The following is a 19,222-nucleotide window of genomic DNA, read 5'->3' on the forward strand; positions in this document are numbered from 1 at the left end:
AAAATCTACCATGCTGTTTATCCCTACAGCTTTAGCATTTTTACCATCAACAGAGAGTTTCCAACCTTGATCCACATATTTTTTCAAGGATTTCAACTGCGCAACATTCACCGCATCAACATCTTCAGTACCCGCTGCTACCCCTGTAATTTGCCGCGATTGCATTATAGAACTATCACCAACACTAACGGCACCTAATGTACTTTTCCATTCATAACTTAAACTGTTTGCTGTTCGACCTTTCAAAGGATCATAACCAGTAATACTACCACCAACATCAGCTACAGAATACGCTCCTATAGCAACTCCTGATTCCACTTTTGCTTGCGAGTTCACCCCCAAAGCTACAGTGTTAGAAGCAGATGCAGATGCCCCAGAACCTATGGCAACTGAAGAGACCCCATCAGCTATAGCATCTTTAAAATCGTTGCTAGTCGTGTTAATTTTCAAGCCTTTTATAGTCACCGCCTCTTGCATTTCTTTTAGCTGTGCAAAATTCACAGCGTCAGTATCTGTATTCCCCGCTGCGACTCCTGTGATCTTTTTACCGGCAGTATCAATACCATCTTTGGTTATTTGAGGACCGTCTATAATGTTTACGCTCTCCAGCGTAATGTTTTTTGCGAGATCAAATTTTATGTTATTGTCTTTTTCGCCTTTGGTAATTTCAAGATTTTTACTTCCAGCTGAAAAGTCTACCGTATCGTCTATCCCTACAGCTTTAGCATCTTTGCCATTAATAGATAGATTCCAGCCCTTATCTACATAGGTTTGCAATGACTTTAACTGCGCAATATTCACCGCATCAGTCTCTTCTGTACCTGCTGCTACTCCCCCAATTTGCCGTGTTTTCCCTTGCTTAACATCACCAACACTCACAGCACCTTGTGTACTTTTCCATACAAAATCGGCACCTTCTCCCTTTTTCCCAAGAGGACTATACCCTTCAACACCAGCTCCAACATTAGATACAGAAGCACTCCCTAACGCAACTCCTCCTACTACTTCAGTTACAGCATAATCCCCAAGCGTAACGCTTTTTTCTTCATTTGCTTTCGAATAAAATCCCACAGAAATAGATTGTTTACCTTTTGCTAATGCACGATGACCAACAGCAGTTGCACCATTTTCCATAGCCTTAGAAACAGAACCCAAAGCTGTTGAATAATCACCATTGGCAGTGGTATAATCACTATCCCCGTGTGTACTCTCCTCATTATATTCACCACCCAATGCGGTACTGCTTTTCCCCATAGCGTGAGCCATATAACCTACAGCAACACCCCATTCTTTTTGTACTTGCGCTCCATCACCTAAAGTAACATTTTTGTCTGCACGTTGTAATCCAGCATCACGCTTTGTGATTACAGGTGAATCATCTTGCGAGGCATCAAATATACCAATCGGCACTAGATTCTCATCATGCTGTGCAAATTGTTGGGAAGACATACTATCGCGAAGCCTCAAATAACCGGTAGCTTCATCATAAACAGAAATAACACTTTGGGGAGACATCACAGAAACAGTCTTTATATCCGTAGAAACTCCTTCTCTTGGAGAGAGATTTTTTGAAAAAACAGGAGAAACACTCGACAAAAACGCAGCGATTGAAGTCAATGACAAAACTTTAATAAAAGAAAAACGAGAAAATTTTAAATCACTCCCCGCTAATTGTGTATATAATTTGTTCATAACAAATTCCCCAATGAAAAAAATAACTAAAAACACAAAAAAGACAAATTTAAATGCTAAGGAAACTTTTAAGTTTAGATTTCTTTAAATTATAAAAAATAGAGAAATTACACATTTAGATGTCATAGTGAACGCCCCTGTTTTTTGTGTTACTCTGAGATAATAAGATTAATTTTTTTATATATTAGTGAGTATTTGTTTAACCTCTAGGCTTTTTCGTTATTTTTTGCAAGGATGATATTGTTTTTCTAGTTTTTTATTTATCACTTTTATTCATAGAAAAAGTGCTAATATCTTGAAAAGAAAGGGGAGTTTTTCTTTTTAGCAAAGTATTAAGTAAAAGTATTTTTTGTGTAAAATAAATGAATAAAGTCTACAATTTTTCTTCAAAAATGCGTAAGGAGGGGCGTTTTAATTTTATTGTTATTCTCCAAAATAACCTCATCACAGACTCTCACAAATGACGAGAATAGAGATGATTTAAGTTATCGTAGGCTAATTTGGCATATCATTTTTACCACTTCTCCAGTCAAACTCAATCTGTTTTTCTTTACCCGAAGATGAATCGTAAATTTATAGTTTTCTAGAAGGTCAGGTAATTTCATCTTTTCTTTTGAAAAAAGTGGGAGCTTTGCCGAAATCGTAAAAGTTTTTTCTGTTTTTAAAACCTGTCCGTTATCATTATATCCCTTATCACTCTTTCTATGCATATCTTTTATAGATTGTAAAAAACAATTCACCCCTGCCTCATAAGACAAGGGTGAAAAGAATTTTTCATTTGGTTTGTTAATTATCAATTCAATGTCATATTGAATCCTGCACCTACACCCCAATGACCACCAGAAGTCGTAACAGATACATTAGACCGAATATTTCCATTCTCTGAGGTGTAACCTGCACCAAAGGCAAAAGCTGATTGACTGCGCCATAAACCAGTACCAAATCCAACGCTTAATTTTCCAGGTGTATCATTGTAGCGTAAATTAGACACTGCTAAACCAATAGCTGCTGCTTGTCTTGCTTCCTTTCGCACACTTTCAATGCTGTAGTTTAAAACATCAAACTTCATATCGGTATAGTGTTTGGACTTATCAACAGCTTCATCAATCGCATCAATCCTAATATTATTGATCTTTTGATCCGTATATTGCTTGGATTCATCAAGAATAATCTTCATCTGTTCTTGGGTATAGTCATGGAGTTGACCACCATTTACAGCTTCTTTTGATCCTTTCTCAATTTTACCATTAGCGACATTATCAATCACAACAGGTTCACTGGCATCTCCCCCCGTTAATGTGATTTTATTGGTCTTGTTGCCGTTTTCATCTCTGTCATAGCGAACAGCATCCTCAGCAATATCGTTAACCTTATTATCAATATTATCAACTTTAACATCGATATTGGTAACTATGTCCCCAATATCAGCAATGGTATTGGAAATGTTATCAACTCTGTTGTTAAGATGCTTAACATCTTTTTCAACACCAGAGACACGTTCATTGGTCTCCCAAAGTTGTCCACCATTAACCGCGTCTTTGGAACCTTTTTCAACTTTACCATCAGCGACATTGATAATTTTATTCGGCTTACCATCGCGACCAGCATCATAGGCTTTTTCTTTATCATTCCACTTTAAAGCATCTGAATCGACCTTGTTGATGACATCATCAATACGGTTATTAATATTTGACATATTTTCATTAACGTCACCAAAAGCATCAGCAACATTATGGTGCTCCTTCTCAACAGTTTCACCATTCTCATTGATTTGAACAATCTTGAAAGTAGGTGCTGTCCATTTGCCATTTTCATATTTAGCACCACCGCCGAAATAATTTGCAAGCTGGTTGCTCATGAAATAAAGCTGATTACCCGTAATGGCTTCTGTTGAACCATCCGCAATCTCACCATCCATGAGATATTTAAGCTTGCTGTTTGTCGTCTTACCATCTTTTTCATGACGTGCAACAAATGCTTCTTCATCATCATCCCACAGTAAAGCATCTTTTGAGATACTTTCAATGTTCTGATTAAACTCATTAGATACATTCGTTAAGCGTTGATTCACATCTTTAACATTTTTATCAAGACCTTTTAAAGCTGAACCAACGTCATAAAAATTAGCCTGCCCTACCTCACCATCTACAATAGCCGATAAAGTATATTTTAGTCCTTTAAAGGCACCATTAACAAATTTTGCACCACCACCAAAAAACTTTGCAATATCTGCTGATATTTTATTAATCTGACTACCATTAATGGCATCGTGAGAATTTTCAGAAATGCTACCATCTTTGACATTATGGAGAGCAACTGGTTTTGCACCTTTCTCGCCACCTAAAGTTACACTCTCATAATTAACGCTATTATCGTCATTTTTATCATAAAGAACTGCAGCAGCAGTTACTGTCTCAATATTTTCCGTAATATCCTTTATGCTTTTATCAAGTTGATCTTTGTTAACAGCTTCATCACCCTTCTCTGCCGCTTTTACACCAGAAATGGAACGTGCTACCTTACCATATCCTGCAATATTGATCTCAGTCCCAGCTTTATCCTTCCCAATGGTGATAAGTTTCTTCCCTTCATCCCATTTAACAAGACTGTTTTCTTTCAAATCAGAAATTTTATTATCAATATTTGTAATAGAAGTATTCACACCCCCAAATGCGTCAAAAACATTACGATATGTCTTTCCCTGAATAAGGAAAGTTGGTTCTATACCTTCAAGTACATCTGTGCTACCACCAAAATATTTCGATGTATTTTCAGCAACTGTTTTGATATTATCGGTAACAGTTTTGACATTTTCATTTGTCTTAAAGAGCTGAGAACCATTTACAGCTTCTGTTGATGTTCGAGAAATTGTCCCATCTTTCACACCAGAAAGTGTACGATCCTCACCATTCATGTTTTCGATACTGATTTTTGTACCACCTTTTTCCTTACCAATGGTAATAAGCTTTTCGCTCTCATCCCATTTAACAAGACTATTTTCTGTCACATTATTAATCTGATTATAGATATCCGTGATAGAAGTATCGACACCATCAAAAGCCTCAGCGACATTATTGTACTTTTTCTCAACAATATTACCGTTCTCAACGCGTTGAGAAACCTTGAAAGTAGGGTCTGTCCACTCTCCATCCTCATAGCTAGCTCCACCACCGAAATAATTGGCAATCTTATCACCCATCGTATAAAGTTGAGAACCATTGATTGCATCTGTTGACTCTTCAGAAATATCACCATCCGCAAGGAACTTAATCTTACTGTCTGTCTTCTCTCCATCTGTTCCATGACGTGCAACAAACGCCCCTTCTGCTTCACTCCACAATAAAGCATCTTGAGAAAATTTATCAAATTTCTTATCAAATTTATTGTCTACATATTCTATATGTTTATTGACATTTTTGATATTTATATCAAGCCCTGTCAAAGCCGAGCCAACATCAGTATATTCCTTCTGAACTATTTTACCATCTGTAGAAACTGTAGATAAATTATATCTTGGCCCTACAAATTTACCATTTTCAAATGCCGCATCTCCACCAAAAAACTTTGCAATGTCTTTAGATATCGCATTAATTTGGCTACCATTTATCGCTTCTGTTGAATTTTCAGAAATTTTACCATCTTTGACACCTGCAATGGTTCGCTCTCCATCAGTCCCCGTGATATCAATTCTCGTACCGCCTTTTTCCTTGCCAATGGTAATAAGCTTTTCGCCCTCATCCCATTTAACTAGACTATTTTCTGTTACATTGTTAATCCGATCTTTTACTTTATTCAACTGTGAAAGATTAACTGCATCCTTCTCTAAAACACCATCTGCCACTCCTGTAATCGTTTTATCAGCCGCATGAATACCGCCAAATGTTATTCTTGGACCACCATTTTTAATCACTAAGCCATTAGCAGTTAAACTAGTTTTACCCCCTACCTCTATACTGCCAACTTTAATGTGTTCTGCTAAATCAAACTTGATCTCATTGTTATCTCCTCTCACAATTTTGATATTTGTGAGTTCACCATCTTCGTGATGCTTAACGGCAATAAGATCTACTGTACTCCCAGCTGTAACATCTGTAGCATCATCGCCATTAACAGAAAGTTTCCAACCTTTTGTTGCAAGTGTCTTTACCTCTTTCAATTGTGCAAAGTTTACAGCATCATCGTCATACTCTCCCGCTGCTACACCAGTAATTACCCTAAAATCCCCATCTTTATTTGTAATATCAAGTTCTGTTCCGTCCTTTTCAGCACCAATGTAAATAACTTTTTCATCCTCATCCCACTTAACAAGACTGTCGCCAACTATCTGGTTCTTTATTTCTTTCAACTGTTTATAATTTACAGCATCAGTGTCTTGCTCTCCCGCTGCTACTTTTGTAATCTTTTTACTGCCTGCATCGATACCATTCACTGTTATCTTTGGACCGCCATCAGCAAATGAAAAGCCATCATCACTCATCATGCTGTTGCCCGTAGTAACACTCGTCAACTTAAGGTCATCATTCAAAGTAAATGTGACATTATTTTCATTGTCTTTTTCAATTTTAATGTTTTTGTAACCATTCGTCTCACCCGCAATAAGATCTACTGTACTCCCTGCTCCAACATCTGTAGCATTGTTACCATCAACGGAAAGTTTCCAACCTTTTGTTGCAAGTTGTTCTATATCTTTCAGCTGCTTATAATTTACTGCATCGGTATCGTTTTCCCCAGCCTTCACGTTTGTAATGTGTTCATCACCAGCATCAATACCATATATAGTCATACTTGGTCCTTCACCATCAGCAAACGAAAAGCCACTATCATTCATAATGCTGTCGCCTGTCGTGACACTCGTTAACTTAAGATCATTATTCAAAGAAAATGTAACTTTATTTCCATCACCTTTGACAATTTGGATGTTTTTGTCACCATCTGCATTTTCACCCGCAACAAGATCTACAGTACTACCTGGTTCAACATCTGTCGCATCTTCACCATCAACAGAAAGCTTCCAGCCACCTGCTTTTGATATCAATCCTTTCACGTCTGTTAATTGCTTCAAATTTACAGCATCGGTATCTTCTTCCCCTGCTGCTACTCCTTTAATCGTTTTATTACCAGCATGAATGCCATTAACAGTTATGCTCGGCCCTTCACCACCGTTAAATCTGAAGCCTGCAGCATCCATAACGCTGTCTCCTGCTGTGACAGTCATTACATTAATATTATCAGCTAAATCAAAAGAGACTTTATTTCCATCGCCTTTAACAATTTTGATATTTTTACTTCCATCCTCACTCGCAACAGCAGAAAAATTGACTGTACTATCTGCCTCAACATCTGTAGCTTCTCCATCTTCAACAGAAAGCTTCCAGCCCCCCCCTTTAATTCCTGTTGTAAATTCTTTTAGCTGTTTAAAATTCACTGCATCAGTATCATCTTCTCCAGCTTTCACTCCTGTGATCTTTTCATCTCCAGCATCAATACCATCAATAGTCATGCGTGGGCCACCATCAGTAAACGTAAAGCCATCATCACTCATAGAGCTTTGACCAGTCGTAACGCTTATCAATTTAAGATTATCACTTAAAGCAAATTCAATTTTATGCTTCTTGTTTTCATTGTGTTTTTCAATTGTTAAGTTATCTTTTCCTGCTTTTGTATCTTTCACTGAAAAATCTACTATATTGCCTGAATTCACATCTGTAGGATCTGTATCGTTAGCAGAAAGTTTCCAAGCTCCTCCTCCTGCTATGACGTCTCTCATAGCTTTTAACTGTGCCACATTAACTGCATCAGTATCTTCACTCCCAGCGGCCACACCTGTAATTTGTCGTGTTAATTTACCATTACCTGTGCCACCAACTTCACCAACACTAAAAGCACCTGTTGTGCTGATCCATGCAATACCGCTTTCTGTCGTATCATCATCAAGGTAAGGGTCATATCCCTTAACGCCCTTATCTCTATCGGAGATAGAACCACCACCTACAGCAACACCATCATAAACACGCGCTTGCGCATTTGCACCAATAGCAACGGAATCCTCCGCCTCAGCATATGTATGCGAACCTATAGCAATCGCATTTTTACTCTTCGCTATTGCTTTTCTTTGAGGATCAGACGTTTCAGTTCTATCAGAGCGCCTGCTACCTATTGCAATAGAACCTGAAGCTTGCGCTTCAGCCTCTGAACCTATAGCAATCGCAAAATTTTCTTTTGCCATTGCTTTTAATCCCACAGCAACACTATTTTTACCCAATGCATTTGCAAGACCACCAAAAGCAACAGCAGAATCCCCAGAAGCTTCTGATCCGATACCCATAGCAACAGTTGCTTTACCACTCGCAAGTGCAGAAACACCAAAAGCTTGCGAACCACCAGTTTTTGCAGTTGCTCCTGCACCAAACGCTGTGGAATAATTTCCTGTTGCCGCAGAACCACAGCCCGTTGCAAAAGAATAAACACCATAAGCTTCAGGCATCGCATTCTGAAACCCACCTGTCAATGGCCCCATATAACCGCCTCTAGGAGATGTCCAACCATTCCCCCCCCAAGTAACCTTTTCAGTAGTCGTACCATAAGGATTGCGGTCGACGAATTTTCGATCTTCTATAAATCTGTTATATTGTTCCTCTGCAGTTATTCGTTGATTATCACTAACTACTTGCTGTTGTTTACCGCCACGACCAACGACGTTGTCTGCACCACAGAAATCATCATCACCAGATAAAACAACACTCCCATGACTACCATGTGAATAGAAAACACTGGGACCATTTGTACTTAAATTAGTCTCTCCTGTGAAGGCAAAATTGGCAGCAAAAATGGGAGAGACACTTGATAAAAGTGCAGCCATGGCAGTTCCTAATGAGACCGCTTTAAGCAAATTTGATTTTGAATATTTTTTTTTCATAAGAATCTCCTCCAACAGAGCTCAACATCATTACAACGCGCAAAACCCCCATGGCTAAACCCTTGAGTTCGCGCACCTCAAAAACCAATAAATCAAGACAAAACTCCCCCTCTGACACCAATATTGACTACGGCATCACCCTAAAATCTCTGCAACAACATCGAATCTAGAAAAGTCCCCAACCCTTTTAGCTAGAGGGATTCAAGCTAAAAAATAAATAAAAACACAAACTTTGAGAATATTACATCATTTCCATCCAAACATATCGCGATTTAGCTCATAATAAAAATAGTTTCACTAAAGAGCAATTCTACCTTTCAAATAAAGCGCAGTAGCAAAATGGCAAGAGTGTAAAAAATAATTTTTTATAAATTTGCAAAAATACTTCTTATGAAATACAAAAAATGTTGTTTTATAACAGTTGTGCTTATCTGTATGAAAATTATAGCTTTTTAGACTTATTTTATAATCTAGTAGATTATGACCCTTATGAAACTTCGTTCTTTGTTATGGGATAACCTATTCTAGAGGATCATTATTTTCATAAAAAATATAGAATTTTGAAAAAATTAAAAAGAAAACTTTATATAACTTATTGTTTTTATAGATGTTTTTATCATTGAATGTATTTTTTTAAACTGATTTTATAGCAGAGGAGAATTTTATTTTAGAAGACTGTTAACTCATATGCCTTGGGGCGTTTTATGTGCCTTTTCAGCTTCAATTTTACGCTTTAAATGCAATTTTAAAAGTGGCAAAGTGGCTTTGACTTCTTCCATGTCGTTGAGGTTTTCAATAAGCTCTTGCAATTTTCCGTAAAGCTCTGCTGCTAATTCCGCAACATCTTCAGGAAAAAGCGTTATGTTTGCATCATGATATGTTGTATAAGCTAAATATCCAAGCTTTTTCATCAAACCAGCAGGGATTGCTTGCGGTTTTAAACCAGCCGCTTTCGCCTTTGCCATATCTGAAAACATCTCGCCATGACCCGTTACAAGCCAATTTAAATTGACGCCAAATTTTTCTCCATATGACGATAAAATAATTGCATCGGGGATTCTATCACCGCGCTCGTAATTGCCAAGCCCTTGAATACTAATACCAATTTTGACTGAAAATATATTACGAGATAAACCTACAAACTTTCTAACCTCTGTTAGACGTTTTGCTAAGGGGGTTTTAGGTGTATTTATTTGTCGAGTCATATCAATAATATTTACAAATGGGATTTACTAATGTCTCATTTGTAGATATACCTATCATTACTACCCGTTATATTGGGTAGGCATTACATAACAGAACCCCACAAAAACGGATGTTACAGCATCCGTTTAAGCAGGAGCGAAAATTATGACAATCACACAAAAAATGCCACCGCCATAGTGTTTTGCCAAACCCCCACTCTCATACCCCTAAGCAAAACGCGTGAAATTTTACCAAATATCGACCCTCAGCGTCAAAAACATTTGGGCATCCTCTCATGAAAAAACAACCCCTGCCATGGCCAATTGTATACCCATCAAACAAAGTTCTTATCAACTGCTCTCTCAAAAAACGTAGTTTTATGTTTCACAGCATTAAAAACCTAATACGGTTTTCTTCACTGCGCGCTGTACAATATACCATTGAAATCTTATTATAAAAATATGCAAATACACTTCTTATAGTTTTTTATAGAATAAAAGGTTTATCAATGTGTAAAACGCAATATAAAAGAGGCAAAATAATTGTATTTCTACAAAAAATGAGATTATCACGCATTCTCAAGAAGCTGAACGTTTATAAATCATGCTTGCTTATTGTAGATATCAATGGCACTGATTTAGCTGTAATTGGTAATAGAGATTTCAGGATGTTTGGTGTATTGCCAAAATATTCTTCCTATGCGCAAATTAAAAGCCTTTTTGCAATGTATTTTAAATGCTATAAGTTCTATAATGAACGCATTGCCATCTATATTTACAATTAGGCACTTCAAAATCTTGGAGTGACAAAGTTTTTAATAGGCATTGATTTAAAAGCGCGTATTTTGCAGAAAATTGATAAAACCATGAGGTTCGTATATATGGCAATTCTGAGTGATGATAGTGGAGTGATCCTTAAACAGACCAAAGCTGCACAGAAAACCGTAACGTGGAGGAATCTAGTATGACCTCTTTATACGATAAGGAATTATCTGATACATTGGTTGGTCTTTATGACGATTATCAACGAGGTTTCGACATTGGAGAAGAGCTTAAATTGTGTGTAGATTTAGCTTTATCTCTTGAATTGGAACTCAGCATTCACCGTTTAAGTGAAACAGATGCGCTTTTAAAAAAAGAGATTGTGCAAACCTTGAATCGTCGCAGAAATACTGATTCCAATGAGGATGAAATTGATGCAATTTTTCGTATGGATTTTGAAAAACAAAAATAACGTAATATCCCCCCCCGTATTATGATGAAAATGCTTTATTTTCTGCTGTATTTAAACCATTTAAGAAACTTTAAAGTGTTGCGTCTTTATCTCCTTACAAAAGTCTGATGAATTAAAGAAACGCATCACTCCTTTAATCATCATCAAAAAATAAAGAGTATTTTATAACAATACAAATTTATGCTTTCTTCATTAAACGTACAAACCTTAGTATTTGCCATCTCCTTTAAAGGCAAATGCGAAAGGCAATAATAAATGCGTAATAAACATGGCATATATTGATTACATATTTAAAGACAATTTAGTGTTTTTTATGTTTATAAAATAGCACAATGAACATCCCAACAAGCGCAACAATGCTTTGAAGAAAATATATCGATTGTGGCGATATGCTACTGCTATCGTTTGCCATAATGAGATAGACTCCGAGAATAAAGCATCCAGAGAGACCATTAAAACTTGCCTGCAATCTTCCTTGGTATTCAGGATCACAAAAGAGTTGCGATAAAGAAATTGAAAGAGCCCAACTTGAAAGTCCAAATCCAATCATAAAGTAAACAGGAAAAACAACAAAAATGTGTGTATTAACAGACAAAATAGCAAGTCCAATAGCCATAACAGCTAATAAAAATGCCAATGTTTTCCTTATGGATAAAACTTTACAAAGAAGTGGTGAAAGAAGTGCTCCTGTCAATACACCCATAGAATAAAGCCCCTCAAATATTGCAAAGGTCCCACTATCCGTGCTTAATACCTCTTGTGTATAAGGGACAAGAATAACAGGGATGGTCATTAAAAGCGTCGTAATAATCATCTGGCTTATATAAGGCATAAAAAGAAATGGATTCTGCTTAAAATAATGAAGGGATGCTGTATAACTTTCCCACCAATTTTGCTTACTTTGATTTTTAGCTCTACGATTTTTAGGTACCCTCATTGCAAAATTAAATAAACCAGCAATGATAAAGAATATACCACCTATTAGAAGAGTTCCTTTTGTTCCTACACAGGCAAGTATAAATCCACTAAACCCCATACCGATGATCGTGCCAAGTTCATAGACCATATCAATGGTTGCATTTGCATTGATGAGTTGTTTTTTAGGAACAATACTTTGGATTAAAGGAACAGCTGATGGCATATAAAAAGAAATAAAAATACCTAACGAAGCAGATAAGATCATTAAATCAATTTCTATGCCAAAATACCAAAGCATTACCCAACCCATAATCACCAAACCTCTGGCAAGATTTGAAATAATAATCTGCGTTTTACGGTTATATTTATCTGCCCATATGCCCAAAATAGGTGCAAAAATAATACTCGGCATCCAGAGAAAGAACATCAAAAGCGCTACACCACGAATTGAATTCGTTTGACTGTAAGCAAGCCATGATAACGCAATATAATTTAGACCATTTCCAAATGTAGCAAATAAACCGCTCAAGGTAAAATAGAGGAAAGTTCTATGCTCGAATAGAGCAGCACGTTCTTTCAAATTTGCAATGAACATAAATCATTCCCTCATACACACATCATTCAGTATGTAGTATAAGCACATTTAAAAACATATATTTAGCTCTTATTTTAGTTCATTAAATTTAAAGAAACAAAACTCCTCATTTTGTTCGTGCGTGATTAATTTTTTATGAAAAGAAAACGCACTAGATATTATATGGAGTAATCTTAACATATTGAATATTCATAACTATTTCTATTCTCATTAAGAGTTACATTGGTACCGCGAATAGAACACTGTAGCGCTTCAATCAATTATTTTAACTTATAATAACGACAAAGCGAATAGGTGATCTCATTTTTACGATAGAGGATTTGGGACTGGTCGTCTCCACAAGCAAGTTATAAATTTGATGTTCATAAAAGACATTCAAAGAGTAATCGCACCAGAAGTGAGACAGATTTTTAGAGAAATATATAGAATCTCAGCGTAATTTGAGCAGCTTCCATTCAACTTTCTTTTAGAATTTATACTTGACATAATGGACAAAGGATAGCCTCTTTATACACAGTGCAATTCGTGAGGGGAACCACATCACATGCTACAGACCACTCAATCACAAAGTGAAAAATTTGATGGATTGGCTGATGATTATGATCGCTATCGTCCACGCTATCCCCTCAGCTTATTTAAAATCATGCTGCTTCCTTTTAAAGATAAAAAACATTTGTCCATTGTGGATGTGGGAGCTGGAACAGGCATCGCATTAGAGGGAATTGTCAAACTTCTAGGCAATGAACATCAATATCATGCGATCGATGTCTCGGTAGATATGATTAAGCAGGGGAAAAGAAAATTTCCTTTTGTGCAGTGGTATCACGATAAAGCCGAAAGCCTCTTGCCCCAAATCGGCAAGGTTGATCTTGTTGTTGCGGCACAAGCGTTTCAGTGGATGGATCGCCCTCTATTGCTTAGCACTGTCTCAAGCCAACTTCGCGCTGGAGGCGTTATGGCCGTTATTCAAAACAATCGCGATTTTAAAAATAGCCAATTTCTAACTGCTTATGAAACATTATTAGAGGAAATGAGCCCTCACTATTCCCGTTATTATCGTAATTTTGATTTTTTACAAGAAATGCGTGATGACCTTGAAGTCAATCCAGAAAAGGTTGCTTTACATACACACAATTGGACAATGACAATCCCATCCGAAGCTTTTATAGGCATGAGTCGCTCTTCAACGCAAGCGCAACGCGCTATTGCCAGCCATGGAAAAAAATATTTACAGCAATTGGCTGCGCTGATAAAACAATATGAAATGCAGGGAAATTTGGAACTTTTGTATCAAAGTGAACTCTACATCTATATAAAATAATCTTACATCTATGATTCTCCTCATTATCTTTTAACACATTATAATAGCTCCCAAAAAACGAAGTCATCCCATCCAAATCGATTGTATAAAACGCTACCTAAAATTGTATTAGCATACCTCAATCTGAGACCATAAAATAATTTCTGCCTGGTAATGAGGCGTGTTGCCAGCTCAAAATCCAAGCTTATCACGGTAATAATCAAGAATACCCACACCCTTGAATTAAACAGAGACACTCTTGAAAATACAAAAGATAACTCTCAAACGTAGCTGTGCTCATCAACTGGCAAACTAACCTTTTATCGGCAAGATTTCACAAGAAACCCAGTAAAAATACCCGCCTTCTCCGCTACTCAAATTTCTGAAAATGAACTATCATTACAGTAAATGTCAGCGTTCAACTTTATTATCATCCCCTATCGAAACAACTTGACCTATCCAATAATAGATGTACTAACTGTTTATGAATGTGTGTACCGATTATGATATTGCGTGTTTTTAAGAGATGCCAACATGGGGGGTGATGTGCACAAACAGCTAATGTTTCGGTTTTATGGGCTTGTTGTTTTGCTCTATTTTTCTGATATGGTGCTCTTCTTAAGTAACCTTTGGAATGCTTATCACATAACATCCTCATCGATTTTTCTAGGGATAACCATGGCTTTGGGGACTCTTACACCCTATCTTTTGAAAAAAAGTGGTCTTGTGCATATTAAAGTCTCGTTGCAATTGAGAGATTTATACAAAAGGCGGATTGTCGTCTATAGCCTTCTTTTGTTGATCGCTCTGTTTCATTATGTTGACTCCCCTTTGGGTTTTATTGCTGTTTCTATCTCTATTGGTTATCTCTCGTTGATCACCTTAAGTACGCTGGAAACTTATAATACTAAGCTCGCGCTTAGTGGTTATATTAGCGCCCAAAAAGCTTCCCGCATTATGCAAACAGTGGTGCAGATTGGTGCCTTTTTGGGAGCAGCATTGAGTGGCTATCTCTTAGAAGCCACCAGCCCACGAGGAGCAGCAGCTGAAATCGGCTATAATGGTTTGATTGCAGCCATTTGTGTGTTTGACATCATCATAAGCCTTGTGGCCGGATACATCATCTTTCGCGATGAATATAGTACCGAGTGCACTACAAATGGCTTGCCACCTGCCACCGATAAAGAACCAACGCTTATACCGCAAGCAGATAGGCTTTCCCTAGAGCTTAAACTTTTATGCGTCTGCATAGGCCTTATTGGCTTTCACATTTGCGCTTATAATACACTGGCAACCATTCTTTTTCAGAGTGTGAAAGATTTTGGCTCTAAATATTATGGACTGTGCAGTGCAGTTGCGGGTGTGGGCGCTTTTTTGGCTGCTTTTATCAAGATCCCGCGCTTTGAATTCATTTTCCCAGCCCTTATGTTGGGTTTGGCTGATCTTATTTTTAGCACCACACAATCACCTTATTTGGCTGTGGCCTTTTGCTTTTTTATTGGCTTTTCAATGAATACCATGCGGATTAACGCCCGCAAACATATGATTGAAGCAACAAAAACAGAAACTCAAGCAGAGCTTGTTGGAAGCTATAGTGGCATGCTTTATACGCTCTCCCAATCGGTGGGTTATGTTATTCTTGGTCTTCTTACAAGCTCTGCTCTTATGGGCCCCCAAGCAGCCATTTATCTTCTCCCCCTTATCGGGCTGATAATCTTTATCTATGTTCTTTTTCTTTCATTACAGCGGGCCCAAACATGAGCAAAACCATTCTTATTGTCGATCCTTTCTCCACGGGTGCTCTCTATGCCCCTGCTTTGCAAAAATTGGGCTATACCTGTTACGGTGTTATCTCTCAACCAATTCATTTTTCACGCTTTATGCTTTCTTATCAGGGTGAAGGTATGGCAGAAGCAAAACTTCATAGTATCGATGAGATAAAGCAACGCTTTCCTGTCGGTACAATAAAAGCTGTAATCGCAGGTGCAGAACGAGGTATTTATTGTGCAGAGCAATTGGCTGCTTATTATGGTTGTCCTGGAAATAACCCCTTGACCACCGATTGGCGGCGGAAAAAAGCAGCAATGCAAAAGCATCTTTGTGAAAACGGTTTATCTTATATTCGATCAAAGATTCTTACAAAAAACAATTGTACTCTCGATGATTTTGAAAGCCCCAGCGGCTATGTGATAAAGCCAAACAATTCTGCTGGAAGCGATGGTGTTTTGTTTTTCTCTAACCGTGAGGAAGTAGCAGCGTGGATCTCTGAGATTGATTGGACGCAGAAAAATATCTTTGGCACACCTAACGAGGCTTATTTGCTTCAAGAAAGATTGGAGGGAGAGGAATACATCGTAGATGCCATTGTAAAGGGAGAAGCTATAAAGATATGCGCTTTATCGCGATATAAAAAGGGTATCCATAATGGAAGTGCTTTTGTTTATGAATCGCTTGATGTACTTGATGCTCAAGATCCTCTTTATGCCGCTCTTATCTCTTATGCAAAACAGTGTATTCGCGCAGTGGGGATTGAATATGGACCTGCGCATATGGAAATCATGCAAACCGCGCGTGGTCCAGTGATGATCGAAGTAGGGGCTCGCCTCCACGGAGGGATTGCACCCACTTTGTTTGCGCATTGTTATGAAGATGGCTTACTTGAAAGCTCCGTTAACCTTATTGCAGGCGTGTTTTCGCAAACACCAAGTCGTTTTAAGAAAAAAGGACGTATTATTTTTCTTATCAACAAGATCGATGGTCATATTATAAAAGATGTTAACCTGTGGAAGCAAAAACTTCACTCTTTGGAAAATGTGGTTCATTTTATGCTCTTTTTTAAAGAAAACGAGCCTTTACCCTTAACCATCGATTTAAATACTTGCCCAACCATTATAGCAATTTGGGGACAGAATGATGATGAATTATCGACTCTGGAAAGGATAATTCGCAGTAATTTTTTATAGAAAAAACATCAATTGGAAATAATAAAAAAGCCTAAAAACGCTGAATTTATAAAGCTATGCCTTCAAGCTTATGAAAAACTATTTAAGGATACAAGATAAATAAAAATAGAGGGAAAATTACAGACACGCAAATGGCAAGATAAAAATGGGCATGACCGCTACACAACAGAGATTGTCTTACCACAATTCAAAGGCGAATTATATTTACTTGATGCCAAAAAAGAGCAATCGGCATCCCCTGCCCCTTCACCTATTACTTCTCAAAATTATGCTATCGCTTCAAGGGCTGCTGATCATAGTGCACTCATTAATAATGATAGCATACCATTCTGATTGAAAAAAAATATGACAAAAAGAAAAAAACGTGCAAAACGTGGTCGTCCTCGGATTAAAGGATGTATCAGAGAACCAAATGGACGCATCTCACGAGCAAAAACACCGCATGAACCCATGGATAAATTGGCAATTGAAATGCGTGCCAAACGCTTCTGTTTGACCATAGAAGAGGCTAAAAATCCACTTTCCAGCACCTATATCGGGCGGCTTTATTTGCAAGGCGAAATCAATCAAGACCAATATGATGCTGCGCAAAAATATCTTGAAGTGAAAAACAATTACCTATGTGCAAAAGGATTGCCTAATGCAATTTATGATAACTTTACTCCTTCATCAAATGAGGAGGCACAAAAACGGTGGATTGAAAGAGCAACTCATTGTTATGAAGTGACGAAAGAGGCTATCAAAGAAGCACAACACCTCTATAGACAGTATAATCTTTATGCTGCATTACAATATCTTGTTATAGAAGATCAATCACTGCCACATCTTATCGGTTCGCTGTGTGTTGCTCTGAATGCACTTCATAAACATTTTACACAAAATCGCTAAATTTTAAGCAGCATTTTGAACATTGATAGTGATCTCTTTTCCAAGAGCAATGAGAGTGGATTCTAAAGCATCTAATTTTGTTGCGTGGTTTAAATCCAACAATCGGTCAATTTGTATTGGATGAAGTTTTAAAAGACGCACGAGATCAGCTTTGCGTAAGTTTTTTTCAACCATGGCGTTATGTATTGCAATTTTTAAAGTCACCAATGAAGATACTTCAACAAAAGGATAGGCAATATCACGATGTCCAAAGGGAATAGGTTCACGATCTTGAAAACGCCCCATAATGACTGTTAAAAGTGCATTTTTAGCCTGTTCCAAAGCCTCTTTTTCATCGTTACCATAGGTAATAAATTCCTGAAAGTCTTTAGAGACGACTAGAAGAGTATCATTGTCATCTTTGATAAATTTGATTGCATATTTCATTTACGCCTCCATATTCAGGCTTATTTTAGGTCAAGATCTTTAAGAATCTTTTGAACTAATCCTGTTCCTAATTCTTTCCGCGCACCATGCATTGGCAAAACCGTTTTTTTAGAACCGCGCTTTACAAGCAAATGTCCACCTTTCCCTGAAGTAAAACTGCAACCATGCTTTATAAGATATCTTTTCAATTCTTGACTATTCATTATAATAATATAACATCTAAAATGTTTCAATACAACATAAATGTTGTTAATTGTATAAAATTAAAGATTGGCTTTTAAAATACTAAGTTTTGATCAAAAAATAAAAAAATACAAAATATAGATTTCTTCTATTGACAATACGTGAAAAATCGTATTTAATGATGGCAATTGCACTAGTTGTATTGTGTCTAAAATTCAAAAATATCCCCTAAAATTTGATAAAATATTAAGCTTTAAAAATGGTTTAACATACTGTTTTTATTGATAAAATTGGCTTATCTATTTTGCACACATCAAAAGCCATTAAATGACCAATGATGTCATTAATTAATTGCCTCAAAAGGAGCAATGATGAAAGCTGTCATCACTAAGCCAATGTGTGTTCTTGGCGATAACAAAAGCACTATTCGTTTTGAACCATCAACTTCAAGTAATCCATTTGTTGAAGTTTCCAATCAAGTCTACGCGCGCCTCAAACGCGCCAATGCCGCAAAACCTTTTGTGGAAAGTAAAACAACAACAAAATCTGAAAAGACAATTGAACCAATTAAGCCAATAGAAAAAGAAGTGGTACAAGTATCCTCTGAACCAAGTGCAGAAGAAGCTTCACTCCAACAGAGCGAAACATCTAAAGTTTCCAAATCATCAACACCTCCTGCTAAAAAGCTTAAAAATTGAAATTAATCATCCATCAAGAATGGTATCTTCAACAGGTAAAAGATACCTTTACCAATCTTCAAGCACCACGCCTTAATTGGGCTTTACGGAATGCTGTTAACACCGCAGCAAAGCAAGTCGAGCGCTTTACGGAGAAGCAAGTTGCCGACCTCTCATCAGCCCAACCAAAGCGTGTTAAAAAAGGCGTTTATATTAAAGAAAAGGCGACAGCAAGGTTTCTTGAGA

General features: G+C 37.2%; 11 protein-coding genes and 3 pseudogenes. 8 read left to right on the forward strand and 6 right to left on the reverse strand.

From position 1 onward, the window contains the following. The 3 genes and pseudogenes from PVV65_RS08055 to PVV65_RS08065 form a co-directional block, all read right to left on the reverse strand. Positions 1 to 1,692 (reverse strand): annotated as a pseudogene (locus PVV65_RS08055) (hypothetical protein); the annotation flags it as partial. 793 nt (positions 1,693 to 2,485) lie between these two features. Further along, the gene (locus PVV65_RS08060; protein WP_273789819.1) at positions 2,486 to 8,608 is read right to left on the reverse strand and encodes a Vomp family autotransporter; all 6,123 of its coding nucleotides are present in this window, start codon (positions 8,606 to 8,608) and stop codon (positions 2,486 to 2,488) included. Between the two features lie 683 nt (positions 8,609 to 9,291). Beyond that, positions 9,292 to 9,813, reverse strand: a complete 522-nt coding sequence (locus tag PVV65_RS08065; RefSeq protein WP_273789820.1) for a helix-turn-helix domain-containing protein — start codon at positions 9,811 to 9,813, stop codon at positions 9,292 to 9,294. A gap of 943 nt (positions 9,814 to 10,756) precedes the next feature. On the opposite strand from PVV65_RS08065, the gene PVV65_RS08070 reads away from it, so the two are divergent. Continuing rightward, a complete protein-coding gene (locus PVV65_RS08070) occupies positions 10,757 to 11,026 on the forward strand; it encodes a hypothetical protein (RefSeq protein ID WP_273755641.1) in 270 nt (89 codons plus the stop codon). A 301-nt stretch (positions 11,027 to 11,327) separates the two neighbouring features. On the opposite strand, the gene PVV65_RS08075 is transcribed toward PVV65_RS08070, so the two are convergent. After that, on the reverse strand, positions 11,328 to 12,539 hold the full coding sequence (locus tag PVV65_RS08075; RefSeq protein WP_273789821.1) for an MFS transporter: 1,212 nt from the start codon (positions 12,537 to 12,539) through the stop codon (positions 11,328 to 11,330). A 544-nt stretch (positions 12,540 to 13,083) separates the two neighbouring features. Here PVV65_RS08075 and PVV65_RS08080 point away from each other — a divergent pair. The 5 genes and pseudogenes from PVV65_RS08080 (at position 13,084) to PVV65_RS08100 (ending at position 17,690) form a co-directional block, all read left to right on the forward strand. After that, the gene (locus PVV65_RS08080; protein ID WP_273789822.1) at positions 13,084 to 13,860 is read left to right on the forward strand and encodes a trans-aconitate 2-methyltransferase; all 777 of its coding nucleotides are present in this window, start codon (positions 13,084 to 13,086) and stop codon (positions 13,858 to 13,860) included. 525 nt (positions 13,861 to 14,385) lie between these two features. Then, on the forward strand, positions 14,386 to 15,600 hold the full coding sequence (locus tag PVV65_RS08085) for a hypothetical protein (RefSeq protein ID WP_404978398.1): 1,215 nt from the start codon (positions 14,386 to 14,388) through the stop codon (positions 15,598 to 15,600). Continuing rightward, complete coding sequence (locus tag PVV65_RS08090) at positions 15,597 to 16,802, forward strand: ATP-grasp domain-containing protein (RefSeq protein WP_273789824.1); 1,206 nt, start codon at positions 15,597 to 15,599, stop codon at positions 16,800 to 16,802. Before PVV65_RS08085 ends, PVV65_RS08090 begins: the two co-directional genes overlap by 4 nt. A gap of 99 nt (positions 16,803 to 16,901) precedes the next feature. Then, a pseudogene (locus tag PVV65_RS08095) lies at positions 16,902 to 17,135 on the forward strand (single-stranded DNA-binding protein); the annotation flags it as partial. A gap of 12 nt (positions 17,136 to 17,147) precedes the next feature. After that, positions 17,148 to 17,690: a hypothetical protein gene (locus PVV65_RS08100; RefSeq protein WP_273755636.1), complete on the forward strand. Its 543-nt coding sequence runs from the start codon at positions 17,148 to 17,150 to the stop codon at positions 17,688 to 17,690. Positions 17,691 to 17,693: 3 nt separating this feature from the next. On the opposite strand, the gene PVV65_RS08105 is transcribed toward PVV65_RS08100, so the two are convergent. Together PVV65_RS08105 and PVV65_RS08110 are read right to left on the reverse strand one after the other, a co-directional pair. Beyond that, positions 17,694 to 18,116, reverse strand: coding sequence for a type II toxin-antitoxin system HicB family antitoxin (locus PVV65_RS08105; protein WP_273755635.1), 423 nt, complete (start codon positions 18,114 to 18,116; stop codon positions 17,694 to 17,696). Between the two features lie 20 nt (positions 18,117 to 18,136). Beyond that, positions 18,137 to 18,319 (reverse strand): type II toxin-antitoxin system HicA family toxin, encoded by a 183-nt coding sequence (locus PVV65_RS08110; RefSeq protein WP_273755634.1) that lies wholly within the window; start codon positions 18,317 to 18,319, stop codon positions 18,137 to 18,139. 351 nt (positions 18,320 to 18,670) lie between these two features. Between PVV65_RS08110 and PVV65_RS08115 the strand changes: the two genes are divergently transcribed. Beyond that, complete coding sequence (locus tag PVV65_RS08115) at positions 18,671 to 18,997, forward strand: hypothetical protein (RefSeq protein ID WP_273755648.1); 327 nt, start codon at positions 18,671 to 18,673, stop codon at positions 18,995 to 18,997. After that, positions 18,994 to 19,222: pseudogene (locus PVV65_RS08120) on the forward strand (hypothetical protein); the annotation flags it as partial. The gene PVV65_RS08115 and the pseudogene PVV65_RS08120, both read left to right, overlap by 4 nt.

Source organism: Bartonella sp. ML70XJBT (assembly GCF_028618425.1).
In the GTDB taxonomy this organism is placed as follows: Bacteria; Pseudomonadota; Alphaproteobacteria; order Rhizobiales; family Rhizobiaceae; genus Bartonella.

Excerpts from the sequence above, each read along its gene's own strand:
- PVV65_RS08105 (WP_273755635.1), bottom strand. The coding sequence starts at position 18,116 with ATGAAATATGCAATCAAATTTATCAAAGATGACAATGATACTCTTCTA.
- PVV65_RS08080 (WP_273789822.1), top strand. The coding sequence starts at position 13,084 with ATGCTACAGACCACTCAATCACAAAGTGAAAAATTTGATGGATTGGCT.
- PVV65_RS08065 (WP_273789820.1), bottom strand. The coding sequence starts at position 9,813 with ATGACTCGACAAATAAATACACCTAAAACCCCCTTAGCAAAACGTCTA.
- PVV65_RS08090 (WP_273789824.1), top strand. The coding sequence starts at position 15,597 with ATGAGCAAAACCATTCTTATTGTCGATCCTTTCTCCACGGGTGCTCTC.
- PVV65_RS08110 (WP_273755634.1), bottom strand. The coding sequence starts at position 18,319 with ATGAATAGTCAAGAATTGAAAAGATATCTTATAAAGCATGGTTGCAGT.
- PVV65_RS08100 (WP_273755636.1), top strand. The coding sequence starts at position 17,148 with ATGACAAAAAGAAAAAAACGTGCAAAACGTGGTCGTCCTCGGATTAAA.
- PVV65_RS08060 (WP_273789819.1), bottom strand. The coding sequence starts at position 8,608 with ATGAAAAAAAAATATTCAAAATCAAATTTGCTTAAAGCGGTCTCATTA.
- PVV65_RS08115 (WP_273755648.1), top strand. The coding sequence starts at position 18,671 with ATGAAAGCTGTCATCACTAAGCCAATGTGTGTTCTTGGCGATAACAAA.
- PVV65_RS08070 (WP_273755641.1), top strand. The coding sequence starts at position 10,757 with ATGACCTCTTTATACGATAAGGAATTATCTGATACATTGGTTGGTCTT.
- PVV65_RS08075 (WP_273789821.1), bottom strand. The coding sequence starts at position 12,539 with ATGTTCATTGCAAATTTGAAAGAACGTGCTGCTCTATTCGAGCATAGA.